This window comes from Plantactinospora sp. CA-290183, from assembly GCF_050936375.1.
Lineage (GTDB): Bacteria > Actinomycetota > Actinomycetes > Mycobacteriales > Micromonosporaceae > Plantactinospora.
Genome location: NZ_JBNJMX010000001.1, coordinates 22,632 through 37,863, shown reverse-complemented (window position 1 = coordinate 37,863; position 15,232 = coordinate 22,632). Strand labels below are relative to the sequence as shown.

Here is a 15,232-nt window from a genome sequence, read left to right as displayed (position 1 = left end):
GCCCCGAGAGGCGTTAGGAAGGGGCCCTTCCTATACAAAAAGCGATAAGAAGGGGCCCTTCCTTACACCTAGTGCTTAGCGGTAGCCGAGGTTGGGGCGGAGCCAGCGCTCGATCTCGGCCAGCTCCATGCCCCGCCGTACGGCGTAGTCCTCGACCTGGTCCCGGCCGAGCCGACCGACCGTGAAGTACCGGGACGCGGGGTGCCCGAAGAGCAGCCCGCTGACGCTGGCCGCCGGGGTCATCGCGAACGACTCGGTCAGGCCCATCCCGAGCCGTTCCGCCTCGAGCAGGTCGAACAGCTCCTGCTTCAGGCTGTGGTCCGGGCTGGCCGGGTAGCCCAGCGCCGGCCGGATCCCCCGGAACCGCTCGGCGTGCAGGTCCTCGACCGCCGGGTCGGCGTCCGGCTCGTACCAGGCACGCCGCGCCTCCAGGTGGATGTACTCGGCGAACGCCTCGGCGAGCCGGTCCGCCAGCGCCTTCACCATGATGGCCCGGTAGTCGTCGTGCTGGGCCTCGAAGCTGGCGGCCAGGGTCTCCGCGCCGTGGATGGCGACCGCGAACCCTCCGATGTGGTCACCGGCCGGCGCCAGGTAGTCGGCGAGGCACCGGTTGGGCCGCCCCGCCGGCTTCGCCGTCTGCTGGCGCAGCATCGGGAAGCGCCGGCCGTCGCGGCCGGCCGCCCCGCCGGCGTCGAGCACGATGTCGTCGCCGTCGGCATGCGCCGGCCAGAGGCCGTACGCGCCGTGCGCGGTGAAGGAGCCGTCCGCGATGATCTGATCCAGCAGCGTGTTCGCGTCGTCGTAGAGCTCCCGGGCCACCGGCTGCTCCAGGATCGCCGGGTACTTCCCCTTCAGCTCCCAGGCGAGGAAGAGGAACTGCCAGTCGATCATCCTGCGCAGCTCGGTGAGGTCCGGCTGCACCCGGCGTACGCCGGTGAAGGCGGGCACCGGCAGCTCCTCGAAGGAGACCTGCTCCGGGTTGGCCCGCGCCCGCTCCAGGGTGAGCAGTTCGACCCGCTCCCGGCCCTCGTGCTGCTCGCGCAGCCGCTGCTGCTCGGCGCGGTTGCTCGTGTCCAGCTCGCCGGCACGCTCCGGGTGCATCAGGTCGGAGACCACCCCGACCACCCGGGACGCGTCCAGCACGTGCACGGTGCTGCCGTCGTACGCGGGGGCGATCCGGACCGCCGTGTGCTGGCGGGACGTCGTCGCGCCGCCGACCAGCAGCGGCAGCTTGAGCCCGCGCCGCCGCATCTCGGCCGCCACGGTGACCATCTCGTCCAGCGACGGGGTGATCAGCCCGGAGAGCCCCACCACGTCGGCGCCCTCGGCGACCGCGGTGTCCAGGATCCGGGCGGCCGGCACCATCACGCCGAGGTCGATCACCTCGTAGTTGTTGCAGCCCAGCACCACCCCGACGATGTTCTTGCCGATGTCGTGCACGTCGCCCTTGACCGTGGCGAGCACCACCTTGCCCTGGCCACGGCCGGCGTCGACGCGTCCCTCCAGCCGCGCCTGCTCCTTCTCCGCCGCCATGTACGGCTCCAGGTAGGCGACGGAACGCTTCATCACCCGGGCGCTCTTCACCACCTGCGGCAGGAACATCCGGCCGGAGCCGAAGAGGTCGCCGACGGTCTTCATGCCGTCCATCAGCGGGCCCTCGATCACGTCGAGGGGGCGGGCCGCCTGCTTGCGCGCCTCCTCGGTGTCGGCCTCGATGAAGTCGACGATGCCGTGCACCAGCGCGTACGCCAGGCGCTCCTCGACCGGGGTCTCCCGCCAGGAGAGGTCCACGGTCCGGCGGGTACCGGACCCGCTCACCGTCTCGGCGAACGTGACGAGCCGGTCGGTCGCGTCGGGGCGCCGGTCGAAGATCACGTCCTCGACCAGTTCGAGCAGGTCGGCGGGGATGTCCTGGTAGACCGCGAGCTGGCCGGCGTTGACGATGCCCATGTCCAGCCCGGCCCGTACGGCGTGGAGGAGAAACGCCGAGTGCATCGCCTCGCGCACCACGTCGTTGCCGCGGAACGAGAAGGACAGGTTGGAGATGCCGCCGCTGGTCCGTGCGCCGGGGCAGCGCTGCTTGATCAGCGGCAGCGCCTCGATGAACGCCTTGGCGTAGCCGTTGTGCTCGCTGATCCCGGTCGCCACCGCCAGCACGTTCGGGTCGAAGACGATGTCGGCGGGAGCGAAGCCGGCCCGCTCGGTCAGCAGGTCGTAGGCGCGGCCGCAGATCGACACCTTGCGCTCGACGGTGTCGGCCTGGCCCAGCTCGTCGAAGGCCATCACCACCACGCCGGCACCGAAGTCCCGGATCCGCCGCGCCTGCGCCAGGAAGGGCTCCTCACCCTCCTTCAGGCTGATCGAGTTGACCACGCCCTTGCCCTGTACGCACCGCAGCCCCGCCTCCAGCACACTCCACCGCGAGCTGTCGATCATGATGGGGATGCGGGCGACCTCCGGCTCGGTCGCGATCAGGTTGAGGAAGGTGGTCATCGCCCGCTCGCTGTCGAGCAGGTCGGCGTCCATGTTCACGTCGAGCAGGTTGGCGCCGCCGCGTACCTGTTCCAGCGCCACGTCGACCGCGGCCTGGTGGTCCCCGGCCTCGATCAGCCGGCGGAACTTCGCCGAGCCGGTGACGTTGGTCCGCTCCCCGATCATCACGAAACCCGTGTCGGGACCGATCTCGAACGGCTCCAACCCGCTGAACCGGGTACGGGCCGGCGGGGCGGGGACCGGCCGGGGCGGCGACCCGGCCACCTCGTCGGCGACGGCCCGGATGTGCGACGGGGTGGTGCCGCAGCAGCCGCCCACGATGTTGACCATGCCGGCCTCGGCGAACTCCCGAAGCAGCCCGCCGGTCTCTGCGGGCTGCTCGTCGTAGCCGCCGAACGCGTTGGGCAGTCCCGCGTTGGGGTGAGCGGCGACGTAGGTGTTGGCGAGCCGGGCCAGCTCGGCGACGTGCGGGCGCATCTCGGCCGCGCCGAGCGAACAGTTGACCCCGACGACCAGTGGTTCGGCGTGCGCGATCGAGGTCCAGAACGCCTCGACGGTCTGGCCGGAGAGGGTACGGCCGCTCAGGTCCACGATGGTGACCGAGATCCAGAGCGGCAGGTCCGGGGCGACCTCGCGGGCGGCGGCGACCGCGGCCTTGGCGTTCAGCGTGTCGAAGATCGTCTCGATCAGCAGCAGGTCGACCCCGCCCTCGGCGAGGGCCCGGATCTGTTCGGCGTACGCCGCCTGGACCTGGTCGAACGTCGCCGTCCGGTACGCCGGGTCCTCCACCCGGGGCGAGAGGGAGAGCGTGACGTTCAGCGGCCCGACCGAGCCGGCGACGAACCGTCCACCGACCTCGTCGGCGGCCTGCCGGGCGAGCTGCGCGCCGCGCAGGTTCATCTCCGGCACCAGCGCCTGCAGCCCGTAGTCGGCCTGGGCGATGCTCGTCGCGGTGAAGGTGTTCGTCGTGGTGATGTCCGCGCCGGCCGCCAGATACTGCCGGTGCACGTCGAGGATGACGTCCGGGCGGGTGAGGTTGAGCAGGTCGGGGTCGCCGGTCACGTCGTGCGAGTGGTCGACCAGGCGCTCGCCCCGGTAGTCGGCGGGGGTCAGGCCGGCGCCCTGCAACATGGTGCCCCAGGCGCCGTCGAGCACCGCGATCCGCTGGTCCAGCAGGGCCCGCAGGGCCCGGGTGCGGGACTCCCGGCCGTCGGCCCGGTTCGAGGACGTGCCCACTGACCACCTCCGCTGAAACGGAGGCGCCCTTGCGGTAGACATCGGGTCGAGCGTGGCGGGCTCACGCCCGTTGCAGCGCCTCTCGGCCCGGTTTCCGAGGATACCGGACGGGAAACGGCGGGGTGACATGTCCGTCCGCCATGTGGACGGGGGTGTCGCCGCCGGTCAGGGCTTGCGGCCGACCGCCCCGTAGCCCGAGACGTCGACCGGCGCGGGCCGGGGCTGCGGCTCCGACTCGGCCCGCCACTGCGCCAGCGGCACGATCCCCGGCGGTACGAGCTCGAGTTTGTCGAAGAACCGGCCGACCTCCTCGGCGTTGCGGGACCGGCCCTGCCCGTTCGCCGGGTTCTCCCGCCAGGCGGCCTCGATCTTCCGGGCCAGCTCCGGCGGCAGGAAGTCGCCGGTGAAGTGCGTCATGACCAGGAAACTGCCGGACGGCAGCGGCGCCATCAACTGGTCCACCACCCCGTACGGGTCGGCGTCGTCGACGACGAAGTGCATGATCGCCACCAGCAGCAGCGCCACCGGCTGGTCCAGGTCGAGGGTGGCGAGCAGGTCCGGGTGGTTGACGATCTCCCGTGGCCGGTGCAGGTCCGCGTCGAGATAGGCGGTACGCCCCTGCGGGGTGCTGCTCAGCAGCGCCCGGGCGTGGACCAGCACGATCGGGTCGTTGTCCACGTAGACGATCCGCGACTCGGGCGCGATCGACTGCGCGACCTCGTGCGTGTTGTCCATCGACGGGATGCCGGTGCCGATGTCGAGGAACTGCCGGATCCCCGCCTCCCGGGCCAGGTAGGTCACCGCGCGGCTGAGGAACCGGCGGTTCTCCATGGCGGCCGTACGGGCGGTCGGATAGACGGCGAGCATGGCCTCGGCCGACGCCCGGTCGGCGGCGAAATTGTCCTTACCGCCGAGCAGATAGTCGTAGCGGCGGGCCGGGTGCGGCACGGTCGTGTCGATCCGGGCGGCGACGCCACCGGCCGACGGCGACGCGGGATTCGGGTGGACCACGACACCTCCAGACCTCGATCGAAGTCGCGCCCATCGTACGCGGTCGGCCCGGCGCCGAGGGGCCGCGTCGGTACCCCGGACGCGGCCTCGTTTCGGTCGGTTCCCCCACCCGCTGGCGAGGGGGCGCGGGATGATTACCGGCTGTGAAGTCGGAGCGGGAGCGGCGTGTCTGACCGCGGTCCGTCGCGGAGCCGGCGCCCCCGCCGGAGCCGGATCGCGGACCGGCTGGGCCTGCCCTCCTCCGCGCTGCCGAGCCGGGAGGACGAGCGCCACGCCTCCTGGCTGGAACTCTTCTTCGACCTGGTGTTCGCGCTGGCCCTGGCCTCGGTGCAGAGCCGGCTGACCGGCGCCAGCCCGGGCGCCGGGGAGGCGGCGGTGGCCTTCGGGCTCTTCGCCGTCGTCTGGTGGGCCTGGGTCGGGCAGGCGTTCTACGACACCCGCTTCGACCCCGACGACCTCGCCCACCGGTTCGCCGTGCTGCTCGGCATGGCCGGGGCGGGGATGATGGCGATCGGCGCCGAGGCGGCACCCCGCACCCTGCTGCTCCCGCTCGGCTACCTGGTGGTCCGGGCCGCACTGTTGACGCTCTACCTGCGGGTTCGCAACACCGGCCCGATGGCCCGACAGGTGACCACGGTCTACCTGACCGGTTTCGGCACCGGCTGGATCCTGTGGCTCGGGTCCCTCGCCGCGCCCGTCGACGTACGGCCGCTGTTCTGGGTCGCCGGGATGGTGGTCGAGTTCCTCACCCCGTGGGTGGGCCGGCCCTGGTTGCGCCGGCTGCCGGTGCACCCGGGACACCTGCCCGAACGGCTCGGCCAGTTCACCATCATCCTGCTCGGCGCGAGCCTGATGGACCTGCTGGACGCGGTACCACCCCGTCCACCGGTCGCCGTGCTCGGCGCCGCCGCGCTCGCGTTCGTCGTACCCGCGGTGGTCTGGTGGGTCTACACCACCTTCGTCTCCACCGGCCTGGCCATCCGCCGGCTCGGCGCCGGTCTCGGTTACGCGTACCTGCACGGCCTGCTCGGCGCCGCGCTGCTGCTGCTGGGCTGGGGTCTCGGCCAGCTCGTGCGGCAGGTCGACGCCGGAGCGCACCAGCTACCCGAACCCCTGCGGCTGCTGGTGGCCGCGGCGGTCGTCACCTGGATGGTCTGCGGGTTGGCGCTGCAATGGATCTCCCTGGGTTTCCTCGTCCTCGAGCGGGTGGCCATCGGGGTCGGGGGCGCCGCGGCGGTCGTCGCCGTCAGCACCGTGGCCGTGGAGCCGACCCTGCTGCTGGGACTGCTCGCCACCGTGATGGTGGGGTACGCCGTACTGATCATCCGGCACATCGCCCGGCTCAACGAGCGGCAGACCGGGCCGTGAGGTCGGCCGACCCGGCGCCGGCCCGGTGCCCGGGTACGACGAAAGGGCCAGCTCCCGGGTGGGGGCTGGCCCTTGTCGGTGATGACCGGTTGGTGTTGGTTGGTGTTGGCCGGTTATGCGGAGTAGCCGCGTTCGGCGATCCAGTTGGCCAGGGTGGTGCTGGTCATCCAGTATTCGTTGTTGTTCGGGTCGGCCGGGTCGGCGATCTTGACCTTGTGGCCGTGGTCGTCGTAGCCGACGACGGTGAGGTAGTGCCCGCCCTCGTAGGAGTGGGTGCCGCCGTCGACGTCGGTGGCGGTGCCCTTGATGTTGGCTACCACGGGCCGGTTGGTGTCGATGGCGTGGACCAGGTCGGTCTGTAGCCGGTCGACCTGTTCGGGTTTCGCGGCGGGGTCCGGGATGGCCACGGTGTGGTAGTCCTTACCGCCGGCGGTGTTGAGGACCCGGGTGGTGTCCTCGGCGGAGTTGGTGCCGGCCTCGGTGGTGCCCAGTTGCTTGGCGACCTCGTCCTGGCTGGGGGTGTGTCCCTGGGCGGACAGGGCGATCCGGGTCGCCGCGGGGGCGCAGTAGTAGAAGTTCTCCTGCGCCTTGTAGTCGTAGCCCAGCACCTTCGACGCCTGCGCGGCGGGGCGCGCGTCGACGGCCTGCACCGCCGCGGCGGTGGTGGTGGTCGGGGTGGGGGTGTCGATGGTGGTGTGGATCGGTCCGGCGAACGCGCCGCCGACCACGGCCAGCCCGGCGATACCGAGCGCGGCCTTGCGTACGGGGGTGTCGGTGATGGCCGGTAGCCATCGGTTCACGAAAGTCATGATGATGGTCGCCTTCCATTTTCCGGGGGAGAATGCGCGACGCCCGGGCGGGGGTGCTCCGGGCGTACGGTGGTGTAACCGTGGGCGGGGGTCCGGCATTCCAGCCAACCGCCCAACACACACAGTCGATCACGACCGGAAATCGGACATCCGGCACCGCACCTCACGGCAGGGCACACAAGCCCCTACCGGAGCGCCCCCAATCCGGGGCGCTACTGCGGTCGTACCCGGGTGTAACCGTGGCCGGCCGCCGCGTGTTCCCCGGCCCGCCACCGGCCACCGCCGGGCCCGGCGCAGAGCACATCCGCGCACGAGCGTGATGCCTCAGCGGCATATTCATGCCCCACAGGCATCACGCTCGATCGCGATGTCACCTTCCGGGCGTCACCGCGGCGGCCATCCGACGTACCGCCTCGGTGATCAGCTCCGGGGAGGTGCCGAGGTTGAACCGGGCGTGCCCGGCGCCGCCGGTGCCGAAGTCCGCACCCGGCACCAGCGCCACCCGCCCGCGCTCCAGGAAGACCTCGGCCGGCTCGCCGGGCAGGTCCAGCGCCCGGCAGTCCAGCCAGGCCAGGTAGGTGCCGTGCGGCGGCCGGTACCTCACCTGCGGGAGGTGCTCGGCGAGCAGGTCGGCGAGGAGCCGGCGGTTGCCGTCCAGGCCGGCGAGCAGCTCGTCCAGCCACGGCTCGGCGTGGCGCAGGGCGGCGCTGTGCGCGATCACCCCGAGGTGGCTCGCCCCGTCGGCGGCCACCTTCGGCATCCGGGCCAGGTCGGCCGCCGCCGCCGGACCGGCAACCGCCATCGCGGCCTTCATCCCGGCCAGGTTCCACGCCTTCGACGCGGAGAGCACCGCGAAGCCGCGTTCACCGCCGGGCACGGAGAGGTACGGCAGGAAGGTCACCCCGGGGTGCACCAGCGGGGCGAAGATCTCGTCGGCGACGACCCGTACCCCGTACCGGTCGGCCAGCTCGGCGACCATCGACAGCTCGGCGGCGGTGTGCACCGTGCCGGTCGGGTTGTGCGGGCTGCACAGCAGGTAGGCGGCGCGTCGGTTCCCCGCGACCGCCTCGGCGAACGCCCGCTCCAGTGCCTCCGGGTCGAGCCGGTGCTCCGCGGTCAGCGGTGCCTCGACCACCCGCCGGTCCGCCCCGGCGACGAAGTCGAAGAACGGCGGGTAGACGGGCGGGTTGACCACCACCGCGTCGCCGTGCCCGGTGACCAGCTTCAGCACCTCGACGATGCCGAGCATCACGTCGGGCACGAGCCGGGTGTGTCCGACCTCGAAGTTCCATCCCCAGCGCCGGGCGGCGAACTCGGCCAGGGCCTCGGCGTAGTCGGTACCGATGGCATAACCGGTGTCGCTGAGCGCGATCGCGTCGGTGACCGCCCGGGCGATCGGCTCGGCGAGCGGCACGTCCATCTCGGCGACCCAGACCGGGAGTACGTCCGCCGGGTAGTGCCGCCACTTCTCGCTGGTGCGGCGTCGGAGGTCGGCCAGGGAGAGCGTCTGCAAGGGGTTACCCATGCCCCGCACGTTACCGCCGGGGCAGGCCGTACGGGTACCGCGATATAAGTGTGGCTTATACTCCTCGGTGACGAGCGAAGGAGGACGGTCATGAGCGGTTCGAACTGGCGGGACGTCAAGGCCGGGGCCGGAGCGGTCGACCCGCAGTGGGACAACGTCGAGCGGGTGGCACGACGGGCGGAGATCCGTTCCCAGATGCTCGCCTCGGTCAGCGGCACCCACCTGGCCGAGCTCCGCAGGCAGCTCGGGATGACGCAGGCGCAGTTGGCCGAGGCGGCAGGGCTGTCGCAGGCGAGGATCAGTCAGATCGAGAACGGTACGGTCACCAACCTGGAGACCCTCCGCGAGTACGTCTCCGGTCTGGGCGGGCACCTGAACGTGGTGGCGCGGATCGGTGACATCGAGCTCAACATCGCCTGACGGCCAACGCCCGGGGGCGCCGCTACGGCGTCTGGATCGGGTACGCCCCCGGGCCGTACGGCATGGAACTGGGCTGGACCGGATGGGTGTCGCGCCGCTCGAGCTGGGCGAAGCCGGCGGAGCCCCGGTTGACCTGGGGCCAGCCGCCCGCCTCGTGGAACACCCGCAGCGCCGTCGCGACGACCTCGGCGAGGGGCTCGTTGGCCTCGATGTCGATCGTCGCCCCCGGGGTCTCGATCCGTACCTTGGTGGGGTGCGGCTGGTTCTCGCCGGGCGGTGGCGACGCCTGCGCCGGCACCACCGCGACCGGCACCGGGGCCGCGACGGGCGCTGCCTGGGCGGGAACCGGCTCGACGGGGGCGGACTCGGCCGGCGACTGCTGGGCGGGGGTTGTCTCACTCGTCACGGAGCCATTGTCGCCGCCGCCGCGCCCCGCCGACCACGGTGGTGCGCCGCGGCCTAGCCGGCGACCAGTTCCCCCCGCTCCGCCTCGGTGAGGCCGACCGGGGGCGCGTCCGTCCCGCCCTGGTCGAACTGCGTCCGGTACAGCTCGGCGTAGCGACCGTCGGCGGCGAGCAGTTCGGTGTGGGTGCCCCGCTCCACCACCCGGCCCTGCTCGATCACCAGGATCTGGTCGGCGGCGCGGACCGTGGAGAGCCGGTGCGCGATCACCAGGGCGGTACGGCCGGCCAACGCCTCGCCGAGCGCCGCCTGCACCGCCGCCTCGGAGGTGGAGTCGAGGTGCGCGGTCGCCTCGTCCAGGATCACCACCCGGGGCCGGGCCAGCAGCAGCCGGGCGATGGTCAACCGCTGCCGTTCGCCGCCGGAGAGCCGGTATCCCCGCTCGCCGACCACCGTGTCCAGCCCGTCCGGCAGCGTCGCGATCAGCTCGGCGAGCCGGGCCCGGCGCAGCACGTCCCAGATCTCGTCCTCGGTCGCCTCCGGCTGGGCCAGCAACAGGTTGGCCCGGATGGTCTCGTGGAACAGGTGCCCGTCCTGGGTCACCAGGCCGAGCGTCTCGCGGATCGCCTCCGCGGTCAGGTCCCGCACGTCCACGCCGTTCAGGCGTACCGCCCCGGCGTCCACGTCGTAGAGCCGGGGCACCAGCTGGGCGATGGTGGACTTGCCGGCGCCGGAGGAGCCGACCAGCGCGACCAACTGCCCCGGCTCGGCCCGGAACGAGACGTCGTGCAGCACCTCGACCCCGCCCCGGGTGTCCAGCGTGGCCACCTCCTCCAGCGAGGCGAGCGACACCTTGTCCGCCGAGGGGTAGCCGAAGGAGACGTGGTCCAGCTCCACCGAGACCGGCCCGTCCGGCACCCTCCGGGCATCCGGCCGCTCCTTGATCAGCGGTTCGAGGTCGAGCACCTCGAAGACCCGCTCGAAGCTGACCAGCGCGCTCATCACCTCGACCCGGGCGCTGGCCAGTGCGGTCAGCGGTACGTAGAGGCGGGTGAGCAGCAGCGCCAGCGCGACCACCGCGCCGGGGTCGAGTTCGTCGCGCAGGGCGTAGAAGCCGCCCAGCCCGTACACCAGGGCGAGAGCCAGCGCCGAGACCAGGGTGAGCGCGGTGACGAAGACCGCCTGGAGCATCGCGGACCGTACGCCGATGTTCTTGACCCGGCGGGCCCGCAGGGCGAACTCGGCCGACTCGGTCGCGGGCCGGCCGAAGAGCTTGATCAGCGTGGCGCCCGGCGCGGAGAAGCGCTCGGTCATCTGGGTGCCCATCGCCGCGTTGTGGTTGGCCCCCTCCCGGCGCAACTCGGCCAGCCGGGCCCCCATCATCCGGGCCGGCAGCACGAAGACCGGCAGCAGCAGCAGGGCGAGCAGGGTGATCTGCCACGAGATGCCGAGCATCACCACCAGGGTGAGGGCGAGCATCACCAGGTTGCCGACCACCCCGGAGAGGGTGTCGCTGAACGCCCGCTGCGCTCCGATCACGTCGTTGTTGAGCCGGCTCACCAGCGCCCCGGTCCTGGTCCGGGTGAAGAACGCGATCGGCATCCGCTGCACGTGGTCGAAGACGGCGGTGCGCAGGTCCAGGATCAGCCCCTCGCCGATGTTCGCGGACATCCAGCGGATGAGCAGCCCGAGCCCCGCCTCCGCCACCGCGGCGAGCGCGATCAGGGTGGCGAGCCTGATGACCAGGTCGGCGGCGGCACCGTTGACGATCGCGTCGACCACCCGGCCGGCGAGCACCGGGGTGGCCACCGCCAGCACCGCCGTGACCACGCTGAGCAGCAGGTACTGCGTCAACCGGCGGCGGTGCGGCCGGGCGAAGCCGCCGATGCGCCGCAGCGTCGCCCGGGAGAACGGCCGCCGGTCCCGCTGGGCGTTCGTGGCCCGGTAGAGCGAATGCCACGCCGCGACTTCCATGTCCATTCCGCTTACCTCCCGCTGGGCCGGTCCGACCGCACGGACCGTACCGTCAGGGACCGACATTAGGACCTCAACCAATGTCGAGGTCAACCGTCGGGCAGAAACGCCGCAGGGGCGTCCCCGTGTCGGGGACGCCCCTGCGGACGGGACCGGTCAGGCCGCGGCGAGCGCCGGGCCGTCGACGGTGCCGAGGTCGGGCAGTTCCCCGGCCGGCCGAAGGGCCAGCGCGAGTACGTCCGCCACGTCCGCGAGCGTGTGCACCGTCAACGCCTCCCGCACCTGAGCAGGCAGGTCGTCGAGGTCCGGCTCGTTGCGGGCCGGGATGATCACCTCGGTCAGGCCGGCCCGGTGCGCGGCCAGCAGCTTCTGCTTCACCCCACCGATCGGCAGCACCCGACCGGAGAGGGTGACCTCACCGGTCATGCCGAACTCCGGGCGAACCGCCCGGCCGCTGGCCAACGAGGCCAGCGCGGTGACCATGGTGATGCCGGCGCTCGGCCCGTCCTTGGGCACCGCCCCCGCCGGCACGTGCAGGTGGATCCGCCGCCCGGCCAGCGCGTTCGGGTCCAGCCCGAGCTTGCGGCCGTTCGACCGGAGGTAGGAGAGCGCGATGTGCGCCGACTCCTTCATCACGTCACCGAGCTGTCCGGTCAGGGTCAGCCCCGGCTCGCCCTCCATGCTGGTCGCCTCGATGAAGAGCACGTCACCGCCCGCGCCGGTGACCGCCAGTCCGGTGGCCACCCCCGGCACCGCCGTACGCTCCGCCGACTCCGGCGTGAACTTCGGCCGTCCCAGGTAGCTGGCGAGGTTGTCCACGCCGACCCGAACCGGGCCGTCGGTCGAGGCCAGCGCGACCGCGACCTTGCGCAGGATCTTCGCCAGGGCGCGTTCGAGCTGCCGTACCCCCGCCTCGCGGGTGTGCTCGGCGGCGATCCGGCCCAGCGCCTCGTCGGCGACGCTCACCTCGTCGGCGGTCAGTCCGGCCCGCTCCAGCTGCCGGGGCAGCAGGTGGTCCCGGGCGATCGCGACCTTCTCCTCCTCGGTGTAGCCGTCGAGCGTGACCAGCTCCATCCGGTCCAGCAGCGGGCCGGGGATCGACTCCACCACGTTCGCGGTGGCGAGGAAGAGCACGTCGGAGAGGTCGAGGTCGACCTCCAGGTAGTGGTCCCGGAACGTGTGGTTCTGCGCCGGGTCCAGCACCTCCAGCAGCGCGGCGGCCGGATCACCGGCGTACCCCGCGGAGATCTTGTCCACCTCGTCGAGCAGCACGACCGGGTTCATCGAGCCGGCCTCGCGCAGCGCCCGGACGATCCGGCCGGGCAGCGCGCCGACGTACGTCCGGCGGTGGCCGCGGATCTCGGCCTCGTCGCGGATGCCGCCGAGCGAGACCCGGACGAACTTCCGGCCGAGCGACCGGGCGACGGACTCGCCGAGGCTGGTCTTGCCGACCCCGGGCGGGCCGGCCAGGGCCAGCACGGCGCCGGAACCGCGACCGCCGACGACCTGGAGGTTGCGGGCCGCGCGCCGGTTGCGCACCGCCAGGTACTCCAGGATGCGGTCCTTCACGTCGGCCAGGCCGGCGTGGTCGGCGTCCAGCACCGCCCGCGCCTGCACCAGGTCGGTGTTGTCCTCGGTACGGGTGCTCCACGGCATCTCCAGCACCGTGTCCAGCCAGGTACGGATCCAGCTCACCTCCGGGGAGGCGTCGCTGGCCCGCTCCAGCTTGCCGACCTCGCGCAGGGCCGCCTCGCGGACCTTCTCGGGCAGGTCGGCGGCCTCGACGCGGGTGCGGTAGTCGGCCGAGCCGTCCGGCTCGTCCTCGCCGAGCTCCTTGCGGATCGCGGCGAGCTGCTGCCGGAGCAGGAACTCGCGCTGGGACTTCTCCAGCCCCTCCCGGACGTCGGAGTTGATCCGCTCGGTGACCTCCTGCTCGGCCCGGAAGTCGCGCACCCAGCCGACCAGCAGCTCCAGCCGGGCCGTCACATCCGGCGCGGTGAGCAGTTCGATCTTCTGCTCCAGGGTCAGCCAGGGCGCGTAGCCGGCCGAGTCGGCCAGCTCGGAGAGGTCGGTCATCCGCTCGATCGCGTCGACGACCTGCCAGGCGCCCCGCTCCTGGAGCAGGGAGGTGACCAGCGCCCGGTACTCCCGGGCCAGCTCCTTGGCCTTACCGGCGGGGGCGGCCTCGTCCAGCTCGGTGGCGCCGACCCAGAGCGCGGCGCCGGGGCCGGGTACGCCGGAGCCGATCCGGGCCCGGGTCAGGCCGCGTACTACCGCGGCGGGTTCGCCGCTGGGCAGCCGGCCGACCTTCTCGATCGTGGCGATCACGCCGACGGATCCGTACTCCCCGTCGACCCGGGGTACGGCGAGGAGCTTCTTGTCGCCCGTCGCCCGGGCGGCGTCCACCGCCGACTGGGTGGTGGCGTCGAGGGTCACCGGGATGACCATGCCGGGCAGAAGGACAGCGTCGGTCAAGGGAAGAACCGGAAGAGTTGCCATCAGACACCTGCCATCGTTAGTTGAGCTTGTACGGCTCAAGTAACAAATGGTGCTCCCTGTTCCGGGTGGTGCTCCGGTGTGACCCACGCCACGGGAAAGATCGGACGATCACCGCAGTACGGGCAGGCCGGTGTCGAACCAGCGGTTGCTTCCCCGGTCCCAGCGCACCCCCCGGTGATCGGGCCGGGCGATGACGCCGGACCGGTGGTGCCGCCCGAACCGGTTGGCCCGGATCACGATCCCGGCCGCGACCAGATCCGGGCGGACGCCGATCGCGTACGTCCCGCCGTCGCAGTAGTTCCCCTCGACCAGGAGGTCCCGGACCGCCGGGCCGGGGCGGGAGCCGATCATCAGGCAGGCGCCGAACGGGTCCCCGGTCGACGGCCGGTACGCGTCCAGCCGGTTGCGCCGGACCACGAGGCGGCTGCCGCCGGTGACCAGCAGCAGGTCGCCGGGGACGCCGGGCACCCGGACCAGGTCGTGCAGCCAGGACTCCTCGACCGTGGCACGGGAGCCGAGGTGCGGCCCGTCGAGCACGTGGTGGACCTCGACGCGGCGCAGGGTGTAGCTGCCGCAGCAGACCGCCGCGGCACTGCGTCCCCGACCGTCGATCTCCACGTCCTCCAGCAGCAGGTTGGCCCCGGCGCCCCGCAGGTGCACCGCGACCGCCGGACTGTCGCACCTGATCCGCGACCGGCGGATGGTCACGTCGGTGGCCCGTACCGCGACACAGCCCCGGATGTCGAGGCCGCTGACGACCTCGCCGGGCCGGCGCAGGTCGAGCGGGCCGGAGCTGGTCAGCGACGTACCGGCCGGCACACCCGCGCTTCCCGGGCCCGGCCAGTGCCCGATCGGCGTCGGCGGCGTGCCGGCCGGTGGGGTACCGGGAGACGAGGCGCCCGGAGACGGGGTGCCGGGAGACGGGGTGCCGGGAGACGGCAGATCGGGATCGGGGCCGGCGGACGCCGGCCCGTCCGGGGAGTACGGCCGGCCGTCCTGCTCGGAGTCGACCACCGTGGCGGCCGCGCCGGGGTGCTGGGCGAAGGACCGGCGGCAGCCGTGCGTGGCGACCCGCACCGCCGAGTAGCCGCCCGGCACGATCCCGTCGGTCGCCCGGCCGACGCAGTGGATCTCGGTGTCCTCGACGACCGCGCCCGCCACCCCGGGGCGTACCCGGATCGCCGCCGGGCCGGCGGCGCGGATCGTCACCCGCCGCAGCCTGACCTGGTCGGCGGCGATCTCCACCGGCCGGGTGAACGTCCGTCCCCAGATCACCGCGTACGGCTCGTCGAGGACCAGCGGCGGCTCCTCGTCCGGCCAGGTCAGCAGCACCAGGGTCCCGGCGGCGAGGACGGCGGAGCAGAGCAGGACGCTGATCGCCAGCAGGAGCCGGCGCCGGGCGGCGTGCCGGGGCGTCCGGCCGGCGGGGTCACCGGGAACGGGCAACGGAAACAACCCGACGTTGTTCATCGGACGCCCCCTCGGGGCTAGCGCG

At 72.6% G+C, this 15,232-nt stretch carries 10 protein-coding genes; 2 read left to right on the top strand and 8 right to left on the bottom strand.

All coding sequences use genetic code 11. The features are described from left to right. Positions 1 to 75: 75 nt before the first annotated feature. Both metH and ACQEUR_RS00170 read right to left on the bottom strand, forming a co-directional pair. Positions 76 to 3,666, bottom strand: a complete 3,591-nt coding sequence (gene metH / locus ACQEUR_RS00175) for a methionine synthase (RefSeq protein WP_433025810.1) — start codon at positions 3,664 to 3,666, stop codon at positions 76 to 78. Positions 3,667 to 3,894: 228 nt separating this feature from the next. Further along, on the bottom strand, positions 3,895 to 4,740 hold the full coding sequence (locus tag ACQEUR_RS00170) for an SAM-dependent methyltransferase (RefSeq protein WP_433023749.1): 846 nt from the start codon (positions 4,738 to 4,740) through the stop codon (positions 3,895 to 3,897). A 165-nt stretch (positions 4,741 to 4,905) separates the two neighbouring features. Here ACQEUR_RS00170 and ACQEUR_RS00165 point away from each other — a divergent pair, with 165 nt between their 5' ends. Further along, positions 4,906 to 6,108, top strand: a complete 1,203-nt coding sequence (locus ACQEUR_RS00165) for a low temperature requirement protein A (protein WP_433023748.1) — start codon at positions 4,906 to 4,908, stop codon at positions 6,106 to 6,108. Between the two features lie 113 nt (positions 6,109 to 6,221). Here ACQEUR_RS00165 and ACQEUR_RS00160 read toward each other — a convergent pair whose 3' ends face one another. Then, on the bottom strand, positions 6,222 to 6,908 hold the full coding sequence (locus ACQEUR_RS00160) for a C39 family peptidase (protein ID WP_433023746.1): 687 nt from the start codon (positions 6,906 to 6,908) through the stop codon (positions 6,222 to 6,224). Between the two features lie 379 nt (positions 6,909 to 7,287). Beyond that, positions 7,288 to 8,442, bottom strand: coding sequence for a MalY/PatB family protein (locus ACQEUR_RS00155; protein ID WP_433023744.1), 1,155 nt, complete (start codon positions 8,440 to 8,442; stop codon positions 7,288 to 7,290). Positions 8,443 to 8,532: 90 nt separating this feature from the next. Between ACQEUR_RS00155 and ACQEUR_RS00150 the strand changes: the two genes are divergently transcribed. After that, a complete protein-coding gene (locus tag ACQEUR_RS00150) occupies positions 8,533 to 8,862 on the top strand; it encodes a helix-turn-helix domain-containing protein (protein ID WP_433023742.1) in 330 nt (109 codons plus the stop codon). Between the two features lie 22 nt (positions 8,863 to 8,884). Here the strand turns inward: ACQEUR_RS00150 and ACQEUR_RS00145 are convergent, their stop codons facing one another. The 4 genes from ACQEUR_RS00145 to ACQEUR_RS00130 all read right to left on the bottom strand — a co-directional run bounded on the left by ACQEUR_RS00145 (position 8,885) and on the right by ACQEUR_RS00130 (position 15,207). Next, positions 8,885 to 9,268 (bottom strand): hypothetical protein, encoded by a 384-nt coding sequence (locus tag ACQEUR_RS00145; protein WP_433023740.1) that lies wholly within the window; start codon positions 9,266 to 9,268, stop codon positions 8,885 to 8,887. A gap of 53 nt (positions 9,269 to 9,321) precedes the next feature. Then, positions 9,322 to 11,244 (bottom strand): ABC transporter ATP-binding protein, encoded by a 1,923-nt coding sequence (locus tag ACQEUR_RS00140; protein WP_433023738.1) that lies wholly within the window; start codon positions 11,242 to 11,244, stop codon positions 9,322 to 9,324. Positions 11,245 to 11,394: 150 nt separating this feature from the next. Then, positions 11,395 to 13,737 (bottom strand): endopeptidase La, encoded by a 2,343-nt coding sequence (lon, locus tag ACQEUR_RS00135; RefSeq protein WP_433023736.1) that lies wholly within the window; start codon positions 13,735 to 13,737, stop codon positions 11,395 to 11,397. 108 nt (positions 13,738 to 13,845) lie between these two features. Continuing rightward, positions 13,846 to 15,207 carry a hypothetical protein gene (locus tag ACQEUR_RS00130; protein WP_433023734.1) on the bottom strand — a complete coding sequence of 454 codons (1,362 nt, stop codon included), beginning with the start codon at positions 15,205 to 15,207 and terminating at the stop codon, positions 13,846 to 13,848. Between the last annotated feature and the right edge of the window lie 25 nt (positions 15,208 to 15,232).